The sequence below is a fragment of the Corynebacterium sp. HMSC074C05 genome (assembly GCF_001838325.1).
Taxonomy (GTDB): Bacteria; Actinomycetota; Actinomycetes; order Mycobacteriales; family Mycobacteriaceae; genus Corynebacterium; species Corynebacterium amycolatum.
On the sequence record NZ_KV836292.1, the window covers coordinates 119,233 to 138,561 of the forward strand.

Below are 19,329 nucleotides of genomic sequence, written 5' to 3' on the forward strand. Positions count from 1 at the left end.
AGCGGCCTAAACTAGGTTCTCGGTTAGGGGCGGGGTACAATGCCCCCTATGCCAAAGTCGAGACACGCACTAAAGACCACCCTCGCGGTGGTCTTTTTCATGTCTTCGATAGGCGCGACAACGTCGATCCACTCACCGTCGGCAGCTGCTGCCGACGAGCACAGTGAGGTTGCAGCCTCCGTCTCGTCGGCAAGCGTCTGGCCGACACATCAGGTGAGTCTGCCACGCATGGACCTCAACGCCGAAGGGTTGATTGAGACTGACCCACGCACGCAAATGGCGGTGAGCTACGAGCCGGTGGGCGTGGGGTACAGCAGCCAGGCATCGCAACGCCCGCTGCCGGCGCTATCCCTGATTAAGTTGTATATCGGTCAGTATGTGCTCGAACACGGCACTGCCGACGATGCCGAGCGCGTCGAAAAGATGATTTCGCGTTCCGACGACGATTTGGCAGCCGACTTCTACCGGAAGTACCCGGAATCAGTCGATTCCGTTGCGACCGAGTACGGCCTGTTCAACACCTCCGGCGGAGAAAAGTGGGGAGTATCGAGGACCACCGCGGACGATGTGGTGTCTTTTATTTCCCAGCTTCGTCTGAAGCATCCTAATTCTGAGGTGCTTGAGGCGATGCGACACTGGTCGCCGATTGCTGCCGATGGCTATCGACAGAATTTTGGTCTTGCCGGCCTGCCCGGTTCTGAAGGCGCGAAGATGGGCTGGTCCAACCGGCGTTCGTGGCACTCTTCCGTTGTTTTTGGCCCCGGATATGTAATGGCGGCCATTACCGAGGGCGGCAAATATGCACATACCGAGGACGTCGCTGAGGGGATTGCTGACGTCGAGTGCCGGGATTTGGTGAAGCCCACGCGGAAGACTGGGCGCAAAGCTACCCTAGAAACGCCAAAGGCCCGTGCGGTAAGCACAGGCCTTTAAGCGGGTTTGATCTAGCTAGTCGACAATGCGGACCGCGCCCTTATCCGCACTGGACGCCATCTTGGCGTATGCGCGCAGCGCCTTAGACACCTTGCGCGGACGCGGCTTGTGCGGAGTAAACGGCTTGTCGCGCTTGAGCTCCTCATCGCGGCGAGCGGCCAGCTCCTCGTCGGACACCTGAATTTCGAGGCGTCGTTCAGCGACATCGATGTACACCGGGTCGCCGTTGCGGACGAGACCGATTGCACCGCCGGCAGCGGCCTCCGGGGAAACGTGGCCGATAGACAGTCCGGAGGAACCGCCGGAGAAGCGACCATCGGTGACCAGTGCACAGACCTTACCCAGGCCAGCGCCCTTGATGAATGCGGTCGGGTGCAGCATCTCCTGCATGCCCGGGCCACCGGAAGGACCCTCGTAGATGACAAAGAGAACTTCGCCCGGCTGCAAGGTGCGGTTCAAGATGACCGAGACAGCCTCTTCCTGGCTCTCTACGACACGAGCGGTGCCTTCGAAGTGGAACTGATCCTCGCCGATACCCGCGGTCTTCAGGACAGCACCGTCTTCGGCGATGTTGCCGCGCAGGACACACAGACCGCCTTCCTTCGTGTAGGCGTGGTCGAAGTCGCGAATGCAACCATTTACGGAGTCCGTATCTAGGCTCTCCCAGCGGTTGGACGTGGAGAACGGCTCGGTGGTGCGGACACCGCCAGGGGCTGCGTGGAACAGCTCAATCGCCTCGTCAGTGGCCTTGCCGCCGCGGATATCCCAGTTGTCCAGGTGTTCCTCCAGAGATGGGGAGTGAACGGAGCGGACATTCATTTGCAGCAGGCCCGCGCGGCGCAGTTCGCCGAGGATGGCTGGAATACCGCCGGCGCGGTGGACGTCCTCCATGTAGTAGTCCGAGTTCGGTGCCACCTTGGACAGACAAGGCACGCGGCGGGAAATGGCGTCGATGTCAGAGAGATTGAAGTCGATCTCGCCCTCCTGTGCGGCAGCGAGAATGTGCAGCACGGTGTTGGTGGAACCGCCCATGGCAACGTCGAGCGTCATTGCGTTGACAAAGGCATCGCGGTTGGCGATGTTGCGCGGCAGCACGGACTCGTCACCATCGTGGTAGTAGCTCTTCGCCAAGTCCACAATCAGTTCACCGGCGCGGGTGAACAAATCGCGACGGGCCTGCTGAGTCGCCAAGGTAGAACCGTTGCCCGGCAGGGACAGGCCGAGGGCCTCGGTCAGGCAGTTCATCGAGTTTGCGGTGAACATACCCGAGCACGATCCGCAGGTCGGGCACGCCGAGCGCTCGATGTCGAGCAGATTCTTGTCATCGACCTTGTCGTTCGCGGATGCAGAAATAGCCGAGATGAGGTCAGAGCCGGGCTTGACGACGCCATCGATAACAACCGAAGATCCCGATTCCATCGGCCCGCCGGAAACGAAGACCACCGGGATATTCAGACGCAGAGCCGCATTGAGCATGCCCGGCGTGATCTTGTCACAGTTGGAAATACAGACCAATGCGTCAGCGGTGTGAGCGTTGACCATGTACTCCACAGAGTCAGCAATAATCTCACGGGACGGCAGCGAGTAGAGCATGCCGTCGTGCCCCATCGCAATTCCGTCATCGACAGCAATGGTGTTGAACTCACGGGGGACACCGCCTGCTGCGGTCACAGCTTCTGCGACGATGTCGCCAACGTCCTTCAGGTGCACGTGCCCCGGAACGAACTGAGTGTAAGAGTTTGCAATTGCGATAATCGGCTTGCCGAAGTCGCTATCGGTCATGCCAGTTGCGCGCCATAGGGAACGCGCACCTGCAGCATTACGGCCGGCAGTGGTGACTTTAGAGCGAAGGGGAATCATGGGGGGCTGCCCTTCCTAGATAGGGTGCAAGGTAATTAATTATCCATATTAATCACAAAAAGCCCCTAATGTCTCATTTCGTGGTCACTAGTGTCCGCATAATGAGATTTAGGGGCTTTGTGGACTGCTTATATGTTACTCGGCAGTGGTGTCACTTTTAGGCTTGGCACCTTTGGCTTTAGCGCTTTTAGCCTTGGCATCGGCCTCAACCTCACTGACCTTCTTCATTACCGAGTAGCCATCGCGGTCGAAAACCTCGACCTTGTCATTTTCCGCCATGCGAGCCGAAGCAATCGGATCTGGAATCAGACCGCCGGTGGCTTCCTTCAACTCCGGTAGCGAATTAAAAGAGATGGCCGGCAGGGCGATGCGCTCATCGGACTTGGTCACTGCAAAGGCGCGACCGCCCTTGTTGAAGAAGATGCCCGCAAATTCGCTCCAGGGCACCGAGCGGCGCTTGGCCAATAGGTACACCGCGGTGATACCGCGTGGTCCCACAGTGGTGCGTACTCGGAAAATCCAAAGCGTATAAATCAACGGTGCCAGGAAGGTAACGGCCAGCCACGGGGCAAAACCGGTGGCAATTACACACAGCACGAGCATGAACGCAACGATGAACAGATGCGTCTTCTGTGGGCGAAATCGCTGCGTCGCAATTTTTGGCTGTGGAGTCGAGTCAGTCATGGCCTTTGATTGTAGCGGGTAGTTCGGATTCGCCAATGCACGGTGGGCGGTTGCGCGTTATTGCGTATCAGCGGAGTTCGGTTCCGCGTTGTTAGTGGAGTCTGTCGACTGTGATCCGCCAGAGCTCTCGTTGTCGGTGTTGCTCTGGTCAGAGTCCGGCTCGGTGGAGGTGGCGGTCGAAGGTGCGCGGTTCTGCGTGCTCTGAGGCTGCTGTGAAGTCTCGGACGGCTGATTCTGTGGCGTCTGAGTCTGCTGCGAAGTCTCGGTGGGCTGCACACTCTGTGTAGTGCTAGTCGGCTGGTTCGATGACTGCGGAGTTGACGACTCTTCCGGGTCCTCTTCCTGTGTCGTTACCCGATCGCTCCACCTGCTCGGTGCCAACCATCCAGATGGGCCGTCCTCAGTTTCGACGGTCATCAGGTTCAAAATGAAGAGAATCAGTAAGGTTACCAAGAGCACAATCGTCGAAACGCGAGCGCGTCCACCTGCGGAGAGGATTCGCCGAACCTTCTGGCGCGTCGTGAGTGTCTTCCAGTCAGGGTGGCTAGCCAGTTTGCGGATGACATTGTTGCTTCCGCTGTCTTCCTGCTCGCGTCGGGCATCATCGAGGTTGGCACCTGCATGCGGCAGGTCGGATCGCTCGTTCCCGTCTTGCTTGTCGACGGTCTGAGTTTCCATCAGCTTGGTTTCTGCGGTATCCGGCTGGACAGTAGTGTTCGCTACCGCTTCGACAATTTCGGTTGGAGCACTGTCGCCGTCGTCAAGCTGTTGTCTTTGTTCCTGCTTGGCATCGGCCTGTCTGAGCTGTTCGATCATCGCGTCATCACGGACGTGGCCGGTGATTTCTTCGGCGGGGGCAAACGGAGTCTGTTGGGCGCGCTCGCCGTAGTCATCCCACCAAGTGTCGATGACTGCGGCGCGGATGGCGCGCTCGATGAGCCATTGGTCGCCCGGTTTGCAGTCGACAATCAAGCGCATAGTGACGGTCCACGGCAGGCCCATAACCGTTGGCGGATTGAGTTCCGTGGAGGACTGCAGCTTGATCTCGGAGAGAACTGCATCCTTGACGGAGTCCAGTGCGATTGCACGCTTGGCGGCGGCGACAGTGCGCTCTTCCAAATCCTTAATGGAGCCACCGGCGGTCATCGGTACGGGAACTTCAACAACAGCACGGGACCACTGTGAGGAGTAGTTGATACACATACGTGCCTCGGAGTTCGGCACGATGATTTCCTCGCCGTTTAGGGTTCGGATGGTGGTGGCGCGCAATGTCATATTGACGACGTCACCCTGCACGGTGCCTGATGGCGAATGGAACTCAACCCAGTCGCCAATGCCGTACTGCTTCTCGGCGATGATGAACAGCCCGCCAAGGAAGTCGGCGATGACTCCCTGTGCGCCAAAACCAACAGCGGCGGAAACGACCGTCGCGGGGATAGCGGCGGCGGTCAGTGAGATTCCGAATTTCGACAGAATCGCGATGATTAAGACGAAGTATGCAATGACTTCGACGATGTAAACCACAGCGCCAATCAGTGCGCGCCGTCCCTTGGACTGCTCCTCTGAAGAGGAGATATTTCCGTCCGCAATTGCCAGAACGAAACGTCGGATACGGGGAACAAGAATTAGCAGAATGGCCAGACATGCGATGGCAAGGCCGTTATTGGCCACCCATTGCCATGTCCGTAACAACATGTATTGCAAAAATTCCATGCCATCCACCGTAGGTCGTTCGCCTTAATGTGCGCTGAGTTTAAAGGTAAAGAATCATGCATAAAGACGAGCTGTGGAATTGAGGTTTGCGGGGCTCGGGTGCGTAGGGCTCGGGTGTGCAGGTTTGGGTGTCCCCGGCGTCGTGGTCGGGAAGTTTCTGGGTAGGGTAATTCCCAAAGTAGGGGTGGGGTTCTCGTTGGAATCGGGTGGGTGCTCGGGGTGTTAAACGGGCGGGGCGTCCAATTGGCGGGATTGACTTCTCACTATGTGGACGTTATGGTTGTAGCCAACGCCACATTCGTAGCTTCTTCGCGTGAATGTGAGTTGAGTAGTTGCCCACCATGACCCAGGAGCGAAATCGTGAACGCGCACGAGCAGCACACCCCATCGCCCGCCCAATTCGCGGCTAAGGCGCGCACCAGCGCCCCCGAGCGAATTTCTGGTGCACAAGCCATAGTCCGATCCCTTGAAGAGCTTGGTGTTGAGGTAGCCTTCGGCATTCCCGGTGGTGCAGTGCTTCCGCTCTACGATCCGATTTATGACTCGGAAAAGCTCCGCCACGTTCTCGTGCGCCACGAGCAGGGAGCTGGCCACGCTGCCACTGGTTACGCGCAGGTTTCCGGCAAGGTCGGTGTCTGTATCGCGACCTCCGGCCCAGGTGCTACTAACCTGGTGACCCCGCTCGCGGATGCTCAGATGGACTCTGTTCCGGTTGTCGCTATCACCGGTCAGGTCGGTCGCCCGCTGCTGGGTACTGACGCTTTCCAGGAGGCTGACATCCGTGGTGTGACCATGCCGATTACTAAGCACAACTTCATGGTCACCGAAGCTGAGGACATCCCGCGCGCGCTCGCTGAGGCATTCCACCTGGCTTCTTCTGGTCGTCCAGGCCCGGTTCTGGTTGATGTCCCGAAGGACCTCCAGAATACGATGATTGACTTCACCTGGCCGCCGGAGATTGAACTGCCGGGCTACCGTCCTGTGACGACTCCGCACCAGCGTCAGATTGACGAAGCCGCTGAGATGATTGCTGGAGCCAAGCGTCCGGTGCTCTACATCGGTGGTGGCGTCATTAAGGCTGATGCTTCCAAGGAGCTGATCGAGCTCGCCGAGCAGACTGGAGTTCCGGTTGTGACCACGCTGATGGCTCGCGGCGCATTCCCGGACTCGCACCCGCTACATATGGGTATGCCGGGCATGCACGGCAAGGTGTCCGCCGTCGCTGCTCTACAGAAGTCCGACCTGCTCATCACTATCGGCGCGCGTTTCGACGACCGTGTTACCGGTGATCTGAATTCCTTCGCGCCGAACGCGAAGGTTATCCACGCAGACATTGACCCGGCAGAGATTGGCAAGCTCCGCGAAGTTGACGTTCCCATCGTCGGTGATGCCCGTGAGGTCCTTGCCGCACTTAGCGAGTCCTACACCAAGCTCGGTCTTAGCCGCCCGCAGATTGCCGACTGGCTGAAGCTTCTCGACGGTCTTCGCGACGAGTTCCCCCTTGGATGGGAAGAGCCCACTGATGGTGCAATCGCTCCGCAGTTTGTAATTCAGACCCTGTCCGACATCGTTGGCCCGGAGGCCATCTATGCCGCTGGCGTCGGCCAGCACCAGATGTGGGCAGCGCAGTTCGTCCAGTACGAGCACCCGCGCACCTGGCTCAACTCCGGTGGTGCCGGCACGATGGGCTACTCAATTCCGGCTGCGATGGGTGCCAAGGCGGCTGCTCCAGAAAAGGAAGTCTGGGCCATTGATGGTGACGGTTGCTTCCAGATGACCAATCAGGAGCTGACCACCTGTGCAATGGAAGGTTTCCCCATCAAGGTTGCCTTGGTTAACAACGGTAACCTGGGCATGGTTCGTCAGTGGCAGACGCTGTTCTACGATCAGCGCTACTCCAACACCAAGTTGCGCCCGGAGGACAACTCCTACCTGCCGGACTTCGTCCAGCTCTCCGAGGGGCTTGGCTGCGTGGCGATTCGCGTGACCAAGAAGGAAGATGTCGCTGCCGCGATTAAGAAGGCACGCGAGATTAATGACCGACCGGTGGTTATTGACTTCATTGTCGGTGAGGATGCTCAGGTGTGGCCGATGGTGGCAGCTGGCAAATCCAATGATGAGGTTGAATATGCCCGTGGTCTGCGCCCGCTGTTCAACGATGAAAACTCAGCGGCCGAGACCCCGGCTGACATCCATGGCACCGTTGTGGACAACGCCGAGGACGCCGCGAAGCAGCCCGACGCTAACCACCCGTCCATGAAGACCCGCTAATCGGGATCCGAAGCAACAGGAAGTGAGTCCCAAAATGGCTGAACTGCACACTCTATCCGTGTTGACCCTCGATGAGCCGGGTATTCTGGTCCGCATTGCGGGCATGTTCACCCGCCGAGGTTTCAGCATCCAGTCGATTACCTCGGGTGAAACTGAGACCGAGGGAGTCAACCGCATCACTGTCGTGGTTGAGACGGAGACGCTGCCGATCGAACAGATCACTAAGCAGCTCAACAAGTTGGTGCCCGTGCTGAAGGTGGTCCGCCAGCCCCCAGAGACCTTGGTGTCGCGCGGACTGCTAATGGTGAAGGTTTCCTGCGACAACACCAATCGTCCGCAGGTCGTCGATGCCGCCAATCTCTTCCGTGCCCGCGTGGTGGACGTCTCTCAAGAGTCTGTCATCATTGAGGCGACGGGTGAGCGCTCGAAGCTTGTAGCCCTGCTGGAGGTCCTCGAGCCGTTTGGTATCCGTGAGCTCATTCAGTCCGGTACCGTCGCAATGGCACGCGGGCCGAAGCCGATGCTCCAGCCCCGCTAACAACTAAACGCTAAAATTTTTAACGAATCCGATTCGAAAAGAGGCTAATTTTAATGGCTATTGAACTGCTGTACGACGACGATGCTGATCTGTCCATCATCCAGGGACGTAAGGTTGCCATCCTGGGCTACGGTTCCCAGGGCCACGCTCACTCTCAGAACCTGCGCGAGTCCGGTGTCGAGGTTGTTATCGGTCTGCGTGAAGGCTCCAAGTCCGCTGTGAAGGCCCAGGAAGCTGGCTTCGAGGTTAAGTCCAACGCAGATGCCGCTGCATGGGCAGACGTCATTATGGTGCTGGTTCCGGACACCACCCAGGCAAAGGTTTACAGCGAGGACATCGAGCCGAACCTGAAGGACGGCGACGCGCTGTTCTTCGGACACGGTCTGAACATCCACTTCGACCTCATCAAGCCGGCTGACAACATCACCGTCGGTATGGTTGCTCCGAAGGGCCCGGGTCACCTGGTTCGTCGTCAGTTCGTCGATGGCAAGGGCGTTCCGTGCCTGATCGCCGTTGACCAGGACCCAAAGGGCGAGGGCCGCGACCTGGCTCTGTCTTACGCTGCAGCTATCGGTGGCGCCCGCGCTGGCGTTATTCCGACCACCTTCGAGGCAGAAACTGTGACCGACCTCTTCGGTGAGCAGGCTGTTCTCTGTGGCGGCACCGAGGAACTGGTCAAGGTCGGTTTCGAGGTTCTGGTTGAAGCTGGTTACGAGCCGGAGATGGCATACTTCGAGTGCCTGCACGAGCTGAAGCTGATTGTTGACCTGATGTTCGAGGGCGGTATTGCCAACATGAACTACTCGGTCTCCGACACCGCTGAGTTCGGTGGCTACCTGTCTGGCCCACGCGTTATTACCGCTGATACCAAGCAGCACATGCGCGAGATTCTGTCTGACATTCAGGACGGCACCTTCACCAAGCGCCTGATTGCCAACGTCGAGGGCGGCAACAAGGAGCTCGAGGACCTGCGCGCTTCCTACAACAACCACCAGATTGAAGAGGTCGGCTCCAAGCTGCGCGACCTGATGAGCTGGGTTAAGGTCGACGCTCGCGCTGAGACCGCCTAAGTTTGTTGCTTAAGCGAATCCTTCGCTTGTTCGCGAAGTAGGGCTTCATCACTGAGCTTCACCGCCGTGATGAGGCCCTTTTCGTATCTCTCTTACTCGTTTTCTTTCACTGAAACGTGTGGGGGAGACGGGTGGGATAAACGTCTGAGATAAAAGCAACTACGGCCAAACGGGTGTAGCCCCAGTCGTATCCGGGGTTCTAATCTGGGTTGAAGGGTCTCCCTCAACAAAGACGTTCGATAGTCTAATCGTTGAAAACGAATCATTTCACGGAGGTAAATGTGCGAGTATCCGCAATGACGCGGCGCGTGACGGCAACCGTTGCTCTGACGGTCAGTCTGGCGCTGGGATCGAGCGCCCTGGTCGCGTGTGGTAATTCCGACAGCGCTGTTTCCACGAAGAAGGTGGACGGTGAGTCGACGGTGCTTAGCGACGACATCGCAGCGTCGGAAAGCCTGATCGACAGTTCGGAAGCAGTTGTCGTTTCCTCGGCTGGTGCAGCTGAGCAGCGTCGGGCGGCAGGCATTGCGGTTGCTGCTGGGCTGCCGATGCTGGTGGCTGGTTCTGTCGAAGATGCGGAAGATGACAGTACCGCCAAGAGTCCGAAGAAGGACGCTCGTGGCCACGATACTGGCGCTGATATCGCCGATGTGGAAAAAGAGATCGATCGCCTGGGCGCAAAGACAGTCCTTACAGTGGGGGCAGTTGACCTGACTGGGGGAGAGGACCGTCAGGTTATTGCAGATCCAGGTACGACCGATGGCCTCAAGGAGCTTGTCGGTACTGAATTCAAGGTTCTCAAAGAGACGGAGTCGAAGCCGACTCGTGCTGTCGTTGAGATGGATCCGGAGAAGCCCACTGTCGTCAAGGGTGACGCAACGAAGGATGGGGGCGCCAACCAGGAGGCTCAGGATCGCGCCAGCGATGGGCAGGATGACAAGGGGCAGGAGAGCATCACCCTGCCGAAGGGATCGCCAAAGGAGGTCAAAGACAAATTGGCACTGGCCGCACCAGGTACTGGTTTGGCCTCCATTGCTACGGCCCGCGCCGCTGGCCTGAAGGTCAGTTGGTTGCCGGTGGGCGACGCGCGTGCTACCTCTGAGTCGATTTCCGCTGCTCGCGACGGCGATTCCCTGATTGCTCTGGGCAAGGTTTTCGGCGATAAGGACAAGTTCGATCAGTCCATCGAGCTTGCCAAAGATGACAAGGTCAAGGAGCTGCCGGGTGGAGGCACGCTGCTGTTCCCCGGTCGTCATCTGATTGCAACGTATGGTCACCCAGGTGTCGCTCCATTGGGTGTGATGGGCGAGGATGATCCGGAGGATGCCGTCGCACGTGCGAAGGACTACGTCAAGCAGTACGAGAAGTTCGCCGATGACCCGGTACTGCCGGCCTTTGAGATTATTGCTTCGGTCGCACAGGCTGACCCGGGCCCGCGTGGTGACTACTCCGAGCCGGCTCCGGTTGAGACTCTGAAGCCGTACGTCGAGGCCATGACCAAGGCCGGCGGCTACGTCATCATCGACCTGCAGCCGGGTAGTGCAGACTTCCTGGACCAGGCCAAGTTCTACGAAGAACTGCTGAAGATGCCAAACGTCGGTCTGGCGCTGGACCCGGAGTGGAAGATGGAACCGGGGCAGGTTCCGGCGACCCAGGTCGGTCACGTTAAGGCTGAAGAGGTCAACCGCGTTGCTGATTGGCTGGCTGAGCTGACTCGTAAGAACAACCTTCCGCAGAAGATGCTGATGCTGCACCAGTTCCAGCTACAGATGATTCGCGACCGCGAGACGCTGGATCTGTCGCACCCGGAGCTCGCATTCGTTCTGCATGCCGACGGCCACGGTAGCCCGCAGGAAAAGTTTGAGACCTGGAATGTCATGCTGCAGGATTTGCAGCCGGAGATTTTCGAGGCGTGGAAGAACTTCATCGACGAGGACCAGCCGATGTTTACTCCTGAGGAGACCATGAACATTGAGCCGCGTCCGTGGTTGGTTACGTACCAGTAGGTTATAGACCAGCAGAAATAAAAATATAACGCGAAATATTTTGCCGACTTGAATGTCGGGGGCAACGGCGCTTACTCCCTAAACAAAGGGTAGTAAGCGCCGTTTTGCTTAGGTAAGTCCCCCCGTGCCTCACCCCCAGAGTTTATGATGAGACGTAATGCGCGTGCACGCTTTAGTAGTTTTCTTAAGTGACACCGCACATACTGCATAAATTTTTCGAGACAAACCAGGAGATGCTTGTGAGCCAGAACGCTCGCCCCGTTGTCCTCATCGCCGACAAGCTGGCACAGTCCACAGTGGACGCATTGGGGGATTCTGTTGAGGTCCGTTGGGTAGATGGCCCGAACCGCGCTGAGCTCCTGGCTGCGGTTGGTGACGCTGACGCACTGCTCGTCCGCTCTGCTACCACCGTGGATCAGGAAGTCCTCGAGGCTGCTCCGAATCTGAAGATTGTCGGCCGCGCCGGCGTTGGCCTGGATAACGTCGACATCGATACCGCTACCAAGCGCGGCGTCATGGTTGTCAACGCTCCGACCTCCAATATTCACTCTGCATGTGAGCACGCAATCGCACTGCTGCTGGCCACCGCTCGCCAGCTGCCGGCTGCGGACGCGTCCCTGCGTGAGGGGGAGTGGAAGCGCTCTTCCTTCAAGGGCGTCGAAATCTTCGGCAAGACCGTCGGTATCGTCGGTTTCGGTCACATCGGCCAGCTGTTTGCGCAGCGTCTCGCTGCTTTTGAGACCAACATCATTGCGTACGATCCGTACGCGAACCCGGCCCGTGCTGCTCAGCTCGGTGTTGAGCTGGTTGAGCTGGAAGACCTGATGGCTCGCGCTGATTTCGTGACCATCCACCTGCCAAAGACCAAGGAAACCGCTGGCATGTTCGATGCTGAGCTCCTGGGCAAGGCCAAGAAGGGGCAGATCATCATCAACGCTGCCCGCGGCGGTCTCGTCGACGAGCAGGCGCTTGCCGACGCGATTAAGGCTGGCAACATCCGCGGTGCTGGCTTCGACGTGTACGTGACCGAGCCGTGCACGGATTCCTCGCTGTTTGGCCTGCCGGAAACTGTTTGTGCTCCGCACCTGGGCGCCTCCACCGTTGAGGCTCAGGACCGCGCCGGTACCGATGTCGCTAAGTCCGTACTGCTGGCACTGGCTGGCGAGTTCGTTCCGGATGCCGTCAACGTTTCCGGTGGCGCTGTTGGCGAAGAGGTGGCCTTGTGGCTCGAGCTGGCTCGTGAGCTGGGTCTGGTTGCTGGTGGTCTGCTGGAGGGCGCTCCGGCCGCGGTTGAGGTCACCGCTCGCGGTGAGCTGCACACTGAGGACGTTAACGTTCTGGGGATGGCAGCAATCCGTGGACTGTTCTCCCTCATGGTGGAAGAGCCTGTCACTTTCGTTAACGCTCCGCGTATTGCAGAAGAGCGGGGTGTGACCTTCACTGTCGAGACTGAGCCGGAGTCCGTCTCCCACCGCTCCGTCCTCGAGGTCAAGGTCATCGGCGCTGATGGCTCCACCGCTACCGTCGTTGGTGCTCTCACTGGCCTGAACCGCGTTGAGAAGATTGTTCGTATCAATGGGCGCGGCATCGACATGCGTGCTCAGGGCCGTAACCTCTTCCTGCTGTACAAGGACGTTCCGGGTGCTCTGGGCCGCGTAGCTACCACCCTGGGTGAGTCCGGTATCAACATCGAGGCTGCTGCTCTGTCTCCGCAGGAAGCAGATCAGACTGCCATCCTGGTGCTGCGTGTTTCCAAGGAGGTTCCGGAGGAGCTCGTCGAAAAGATTGCCGAGGAAATCTCCGCTTCCCACGCTCTGCAGCTTGAACTGGACTAGTTTTGAGCGCCTAGGCGTTTTAGAGCTACTTCCTAGCCTATGAAAAATCCCCTCCAACCGGAGGGGATTTTTTGTTTGTCTGCTAGGTTTTACAAGCCTTAGCCCTTCATCGAGCCCTTCTCAATCATGTTGACGTGGAAGTCGAAGGCAGTGCGCAGATCGTGCGGGGTCGACATACCCGGAGCGGTCTTCAGCGCGCGCTCGTAGTACTCCTCCAGCAGTGGCTGGTACTCCGGGTGTGCAACGGAAATCATCTTAGCCACGCGGTCACGCGGTGCCAGGCCACGCAGGTCAGCGAAACCGCGCTCGGTGATGATGACCATGGCGTCGTGCTCGGTGTGGTCAATGTGCGAAGCGAACGGAACGATAGTCGAAATCGCACCGTCCTTCGCCAGCGACGGCGAGATGAACGAGGAAACGAAGGCGTTACGGGTGAAGTCACCGGATCCACCGATGCCGTTCATCATGCGGCTGCCGTTGATGTGGGTAGAGTTGACGTTGCCGTAGATGTCGGCCTCAATCATGCCGTTGGTGGCAATCAGACCAACACGGCGGACAACCTCCGGGTGGTTGGAGATCTGCTGCGGGCGCAGGATGATGTTCTTGCGGTAGCGAGCAGCCTCGTTGTTCATGCGCTCGGCTGCTTCCGGAGACAGGGAGAACGAGGTAGCCGAAGCGACGGTCATCTTACCTGCGTCAATCAGGTCAATCATGCCGTCCTGAATAACCTCGGTGTAGGCCTTGATGTTCTCGAACTTGGAGTCCAACAGACCCGCCATCACAGCGTTCGGCACGTTACCGACGCCCGACTGCATGATGTACTGGTCGTAAGCCAGGCGACCCGCGCGAACTTCGCCCTCGAGGAAATCGAGGAAGTGGCCAGCAATGGCCTTCGAGGTCTCATCCAACGGCTTGAACGGGGAGTTGCGGTCCGGCGCGTTGGTCTCGACAACTGCGACAACCTTGTCCAGGTTGATGTCGATGTAAGGGGTACCAATGCGATCACCCGGGGCATTGATCGGCACCGGCGTGCGGTTAGGCAGGTGCTGAATGCGGTAGATGTCGTGCATGCCCTCGAGTTCCTCGGACTGCCACGAGTTGACCTCAATGATGATCTTGTCAGCGTTGTCCATCCACTCGACGTTGTTGCCAACGCTTGACGACGGAATGAGGTGTCCATCTTCCGTGATACGAGTGACCTCTACAATTGCGGCGTCAATCGGTAGGAAGCCCTGCTCGATGTACAGCGCGGAGTGGGAGAGATGGATGTCCTGGTACTTTGCCTTGCCGGAGTTGATGGACTTACGCAGTGCCGGATCTCCCTGGTACGGCATGCGGTAGCGGATGATGTCAGCTTCTGCCATCACGCCGTCACAGTCCGGGGCGGTGGAAGCGCCGGTGTAGATGTCGACAGCGAATTCTTCACCCTTGGCGTGGAGTTCCTTGCCGCGGTTTGCCAGCGCAGTCGGCAGAGCCTTCGGGTAGCCAGCACCGGTGAAGCCAGAGATGCCGAGGGCATCACCGTGATTGATAAACTGTGCCGCCTCGTCGGCGGTCATTACTTTGCCGCGCAAACCGGCATGTGCGATGCGATCAGACATGTCATCTCCTAGATTGACTGTTCGACTTTAGTTTTGTCGCCTAACCTAGCATGCGCTAACAGCGTGTTGCCACACCCGCAGGTTGGGAAGTGATTCATGGCATAGTAATCGCTTCAGCTGGTTGTTTATCGGCGCTCTTCCAGGGGCTTTGCTACAGCAACTCCCGTACTTCTTCGTCGGTCAGCATGGCATCCTCGAATGCTTGCAGTGTGGCCTCTGGGTTAAATTTCACACCGATGAGTACGACCTCATTGGATGGTGGGACATCGGTCTGTGCCCACATGACAGCAGGGGTGATCTTCAGGTTCGGTCCCGCCTGACTCCACACGTGGGCGACTTCGAGGCGGTCGGAAATCCAGCAGTGCCCCTTGGATCGTACGAGGCCCTTTGTGCCGCGGAGGGCCTTGATTAGTCGTTCACGGTCGAAGGGGCGGTTGCCTCGGAAAACAACCGAAGAAATACCGTATTCTTCGGTCTCCGGCGTGTGGGGATTCGCAAGTTCTTCTGCATATCCGTGGAAAGTGGCCGCCGTGCCTTCGTCGTAAAGCGATGCGTCGAGAATGGCGGAGGTGGCGATTTCTCCGTTAGTCACGCGGACGATGCGTGCACGAGGGTTCATTGCGCGGATGGTTTCCTCGGTACCGCCGGTGAGCTTTTCGCCTGCGAGGTCGGATTTGGTGATGAGGATGAGATCGGCGAATTCCACCTGGTCGACAAGGAGGTCGGCGACCGTGCGTTCGTCGTCAGGCAGTGCACGCCCTTGGCGGAGGCTGTCGAGGAATGTGGAGGCGTCGACGAGCGTGACCATCGTGTCGATGGGGGCGATGTCGGCGAGGCGACGGCCGTCGTCGAATTCCCACTCGAAGGTAGCGGCGACTGGCATGGGTTCGGAGATGCCGGTGGATTCGATGACGATGTGCTCGAATTTGCCGCTGCGCGCGAGCTTGCCGACGTTTTCAACGAGGTCATCTCGCAGTGTGCAGCAGATGCAGCCGTTGGACATTTCGATGAAACGGTCTTCGCCGCGCTCGAGATATGTGCCCTGCTCGATCAGGGCGGCGTCGACGTTGACTTCCGAGAAGTCGTTGACGATGACCGCGATTTTGCGCCCCTGCGAGTTTGCCAGGAGGTTGTTCAGGAGGGTGGTCTTGCCGGCGCCCAGGAATCCGGACAGGACGGTGACGGGAGTGGTTGGGGGTGTTGATATCAGAAAATTCGGTAGAAGTCACCCAACAAGACTAGCGTACTGAAAATGATTATCAATAACGTGTGCGTGAATTAAGGCGCGGGGGAGGTTGTAAATGTGTCGCATGACTGATTATTTGCCAGCTGTGACGTAGGGCATAAAACGGTGTTGTAGTCGGTTTTAGTGGCGCGTGGAGCGTGCCTAAAACGGGGGCGCTTTCGGGCTTCTGAATGAAGGGCGCTAACCGCTTCGTTGATAGGGTTGGGGGTGTGCTTCGGTGTTCGAAGTGCTACCCCCGATAGTCGCGTTGGGGGATGCAGAAAGGTGAGTTCATGTCAGATCGTATTGCCCATGCCGGCCTCAAATCCAAGGTGATGACCGCGCAGGAGGCGGCACAGTTCATCAATCACGGAGATATGGTGGGCTTTGCCGGATTTACCGGTGCTGGCTACCCGAAGGTTGTCCCGCCGGCTCTCGCTGAGCGCATCGAGGCCGCTCACGAGCGTGGCGACGAGTTTAAGATTAAGGTCTTGACCGGCGCGTCTACCGCTCCGGAACTTGATGGTGCGCTGGCGAAGGCCAATGGTGTTGAGTGGCGTATGCCGTACCAGTCCGACCCGGGAATGCGTAACCGTATCAATGCAGGCGATGCCTTCTATAGTGATATTCACCTGTCGCACTCTGGCCCGATGACTGAGCAGGGCTTCTTTGGTCCGGTCAATGTTGCCGTGGTCGAAGCTGTTCGCATTAAGGCCGATGGCTCCCTGATTCTTTCCTCTTCGGTTGGTAACAGCATTTCTTACCTCAATGCTGCAGAGAAGATCATTATTGAGGTCAACTCCTGGCAGTCCGAGGATCTCGAGGGTATGCACGACATCTACAGTGTCGGCCTGCCTCCGAACCGTAAGGAGATTCCGATTGTGAACCCGGGGGACCGCATCGGTACTCCGGATGTTCAGATCGATGTCGATAAGGTTGTCGCTGTCGTCGAGACGAACGCCGAGGACCGTAACTCGCCGTTCAAGCCGCTGGACGATGACTCTAAGGCCATTGCCGGCTACCTGCTCGACTTCCTCGATGGGGAGGTCAAGGCTGGTCGTCTGCCGGAGAACCTGCTGCCGATGCAGTCGGGTGTCGGTAACATTCCGAACGCCGTTCTCGCAGGTCTGCTCGACTCCAAGTATGAGAACCTGACCTCTTTTACTGAGGTTATCCAGGACGGCATGGTTGATCTGATGGATGCTGGCAAGCTGACCGTGGCTTCCGGTACTGCATTCTCGCTGTCTCCTGAATATGCAGCTCGTATGAACGAGAATGCCGCTGAGTACCGTGAGAAGATCGTTCTGCGTCCGCAGGACATCTCCAATAACCCGGGTCTGGTCCGCCGCATGGGGCTGATTACCACCAACGGCATGATTGAGGCTGACATCTACGGCAACGTCAACTCCACGCACGTAGCTGGTTCGCGCATGATGAACGGCATTGGTGGTTCCGGTGACTTCACCCGTAACGCCTATATCTCCACCTTCGTGTCGCCGTCGCTGGCGAAGAATGGCGATATTTCCGCAATCGTGCCGATGGTCTCTCATGTTGACCACACTGAGCATGACGTGATGGTCATCATCACTGAGCAGGGTCTGGCTGACCTCCGTGGACTGGCGCCGCGTCAGCGTTCCCGTGTTGTCATTGAGAAGTGTGCGCACCCGATGTACAAGGAGGCGCTGCTCGAATACGTTGAGCGTGCTGAGAAGGCCACCCCGTACCTGCATACTCCGCATGACCTGGGTACTTCTTACGACTTCCACCGTCGTTTCCTCGAGAACGGTTCGATGAAGCCGGTCGACTAGGTTTCTAGTGCGGTTCCCGCTTTACGACGAAGTTTGCGTCGTAGGGCGGGATTTTCTTTCAGCCTCGGTTCGAAATAGGGTTCGAATAATGTGGAGATTTTTGGGGTGCGCAGCGGTTTGAATCCGGGGTGGGGGATATGGTGTGGGCGAATTGATAAAGAACTGTTCGTTAGGGGACCTCGTTAGGGAGGGGACAGTGCAATGTCAGAGTTGGAATCGTGTGGGGAATTTCGGTTCAGCCATGAGGTGAGGGCTCATTCGCTCGCTGAAGTGATGCGCGAGATTAATCGTCTGCAGATGGTTATCGCTCAGCGGGTCGCACCACCAGATGATGGCGATGTCGAAGCTCATTTGGCTTATTGGTCGGTGGTGCTTGGAATCTCACGCGCCGAAGTGAACAAATATATGGAAATTGGCTACATGCTTGGACGTATGCCGCAACTAGCGGAAATGTGTCAGGAGCGCGGGCATTTGTCGATGAGGCATTTAGCAATGCTTGGTAAACATACCCGGCCTGTGGCTGATGACAAGGTTGACGCGGTGGAGTCGGGTCTCGTGGACGTCGTTAAGCCTAGGCGCGACGGGGAGGCGCTCCGTGGCGTGCGTGCGATGGCAACGCGGGTGCAGCGAGTGATTGGTGGGTGTGCTCCGGAAGTGCGGCCACGCGATGTGGATGTCGCTGGGTTGCACACTGATAGGGTCCTGGCCCGGAATGTGGAAGCGACCGTAGATGCTGCAATTGATGCGGCGGCATACCAAGTCGAGGAGGGTGGGGAGTCTGCGGATAGTCCTGAGGAGTCGAAAGAAGTGCAGGAGGTTCAAGCTGCGGCTCTCGATTACTTTGGCGATCGCATGACGGCAAAGGAGTTTATCGCGGTTGATGAACATGGTGACGCTGGAGTGGCAACGCTGACTACTGTGCTCGAGCGACATCATGCGGTGGAAGCTCTTGCAATTATCGACGCAGTGGCTAAGAAGATGGGAGTGAGCCGTGCGGCAGCTTTCATGCATGCGCTACGCGGTACTTGTGAGGTGGAGGTGAATCTGGAGCTCTTCCGAGTGCTCTCTCCCGGGGAGGATGGCGAACCGGAAAACACTCCAGTGTGGCTCGCTGGTGCTGGTTGGCTTTCTACGCTGGTGGCCGAGTCTTGGCTGAAACGGGTATCGACATTGCGGGTGCTGGGGGATAGTGCGGTTGGGGGCTATCGCCCCTCCGAGTCGCAGCGTGCATTCGTGCGTGCCCGTGACGGTGTGTGTAGTTTTCCTGGATGTGATGTCCCAGCGGAAAAGTGCGATATCGACCATATTGTGGAATTTGATCACAGTCTTTCCGGTGGTGAGCGGCAAATGGAAGGGGCTACGCACACAGGTAATCTCCATTGTCTCTGTCGACGGCACCACAACCTCAAAACAGCTGGTATGTGGCGAGTTGTTCGAGGTGATGATGGGGTTGAAGCCTGGACGTTCCTCTCATGTGATGAAGGGCCGTTTGCGCAGTCGGACAAATTGCACACTGGGCATGGTCGTTACACCTTTGCCTCGCAGACTGAAAAGAAGACCGCTGCGCTGGCTGAGCATAATGAGAAACGTCGCAAACTGCATGACAGCCTCCGCGGTCTAGTGGATAAGGTGCGGAGGGATTTGGAAAAGGAGAGGGCAGTAGGCAGGGCGGATTGTGAAAGCGAAGGAGATGGTAAAAACCGCGGAGACAGCGATGGGGAGTGAGTGCTAGGTTCTGCTACACTCATTTGTGTCCATATAGTGAGAAGGGTATCTCAAAAAATG

The 19,329-nt window shown here is 58.0% G+C and carries 13 protein-coding genes; 8 read left to right on the forward strand and 5 right to left on the reverse strand.

Annotation, left to right across the window (positions count from 1 at the left end):
- Nucleotides 1-48 precede the first annotated feature (48 nt).
- Nucleotides 49-933, forward strand: a complete 885-nt coding sequence (locus HMPREF3042_RS06730; RefSeq protein WP_246822358.1) for a hypothetical protein — start codon at nucleotides 49-51, stop codon at nucleotides 931-933.
- 15 nt (nucleotides 934-948) lie between these two features.
- On the opposite strand, the gene ilvD is transcribed toward HMPREF3042_RS06730, so the two are convergent.
- The 3 genes from ilvD to HMPREF3042_RS06745 form a co-directional block, all read right to left on the reverse strand.
- The gene (gene ilvD, locus HMPREF3042_RS06735) at nucleotides 949-2,793 is read right to left on the reverse strand and encodes a dihydroxy-acid dehydratase (RefSeq protein WP_070546729.1); all 1,845 of its coding nucleotides are present in this window, start codon (nucleotides 2,791-2,793) and stop codon (nucleotides 949-951) included.
- A gap of 135 nt (nucleotides 2,794-2,928) precedes the next feature.
- On the reverse strand, nucleotides 2,929-3,477 hold the full coding sequence (locus HMPREF3042_RS06740) for a PH domain-containing protein (protein WP_070437865.1): 549 nt from the start codon (nucleotides 3,475-3,477) through the stop codon (nucleotides 2,929-2,931).
- A gap of 57 nt (nucleotides 3,478-3,534) precedes the next feature.
- Nucleotides 3,535-5,190, reverse strand: coding sequence for a mechanosensitive ion channel family protein (locus HMPREF3042_RS06745; RefSeq protein WP_070856749.1), 1,656 nt, complete (start codon nucleotides 5,188-5,190; stop codon nucleotides 3,535-3,537).
- Between the two features lie 360 nt (nucleotides 5,191-5,550).
- Between HMPREF3042_RS06745 and HMPREF3042_RS06750 the strand changes: the two genes are divergently transcribed.
- From HMPREF3042_RS06750 to serA, 5 genes are all read left to right on the forward strand, one after another.
- Nucleotides 5,551-7,461, forward strand: coding sequence for an acetolactate synthase large subunit (locus HMPREF3042_RS06750; RefSeq protein ID WP_070856626.1), 1,911 nt, complete (start codon nucleotides 5,551-5,553; stop codon nucleotides 7,459-7,461).
- A gap of 34 nt (nucleotides 7,462-7,495) precedes the next feature.
- Nucleotides 7,496-7,999: an acetolactate synthase small subunit gene (gene ilvN / locus HMPREF3042_RS06755; RefSeq protein WP_070549665.1), complete on the forward strand. Its 504-nt coding sequence runs from the start codon at nucleotides 7,496-7,498 to the stop codon at nucleotides 7,997-7,999.
- Nucleotides 8,000-8,052: 53 nt separating this feature from the next.
- On the forward strand, nucleotides 8,053-9,069 hold the full coding sequence (gene ilvC / locus HMPREF3042_RS06760) for a ketol-acid reductoisomerase (protein ID WP_070856627.1): 1,017 nt from the start codon (nucleotides 8,053-8,055) through the stop codon (nucleotides 9,067-9,069).
- 281 nt (nucleotides 9,070-9,350) lie between these two features.
- Complete coding sequence (locus HMPREF3042_RS06765) at nucleotides 9,351-11,075, forward strand: hypothetical protein (protein WP_070856628.1); 1,725 nt, start codon at nucleotides 9,351-9,353, stop codon at nucleotides 11,073-11,075.
- Nucleotides 11,076-11,314: 239 nt separating this feature from the next.
- A complete protein-coding gene (gene serA / locus HMPREF3042_RS06770; protein WP_070856629.1) occupies nucleotides 11,315-12,910 on the forward strand; it encodes a phosphoglycerate dehydrogenase in 1,596 nt (531 codons plus the stop codon).
- Nucleotides 12,911-13,008: 98 nt separating this feature from the next.
- On the opposite strand, the gene HMPREF3042_RS06775 is transcribed toward serA, so the two are convergent.
- Both HMPREF3042_RS06775 and HMPREF3042_RS06780 read right to left on the reverse strand, forming a co-directional pair.
- The gene (locus HMPREF3042_RS06775) at nucleotides 13,009-14,511 is read right to left on the reverse strand and encodes an acetyl-CoA hydrolase/transferase family protein (protein ID WP_070833681.1); all 1,503 of its coding nucleotides are present in this window, start codon (nucleotides 14,509-14,511) and stop codon (nucleotides 13,009-13,011) included.
- 151 nt (nucleotides 14,512-14,662) lie between these two features.
- Nucleotides 14,663-15,721 (reverse strand): GTP-binding protein, encoded by a 1,059-nt coding sequence (locus tag HMPREF3042_RS06780; protein ID WP_246822376.1) that lies wholly within the window; start codon nucleotides 15,719-15,721, stop codon nucleotides 14,663-14,665.
- Nucleotides 15,722-16,029: 308 nt separating this feature from the next.
- Between HMPREF3042_RS06780 and HMPREF3042_RS06785 the strand changes: the two genes are divergently transcribed.
- Nucleotides 16,030-17,544, forward strand: coding sequence for an acetyl-CoA hydrolase/transferase family protein (locus tag HMPREF3042_RS06785; protein WP_070856631.1), 1,515 nt, complete (start codon nucleotides 16,030-16,032; stop codon nucleotides 17,542-17,544).
- A 201-nt stretch (nucleotides 17,545-17,745) separates the two neighbouring features.
- Entirely contained in the window at nucleotides 17,746-19,269 is a 1,524-nt protein-coding gene (locus HMPREF3042_RS06790; protein ID WP_070856632.1) for an HNH endonuclease signature motif containing protein, read from the forward strand.
- Nucleotides 19,270-19,329: the final 60 nt, after the last annotated feature.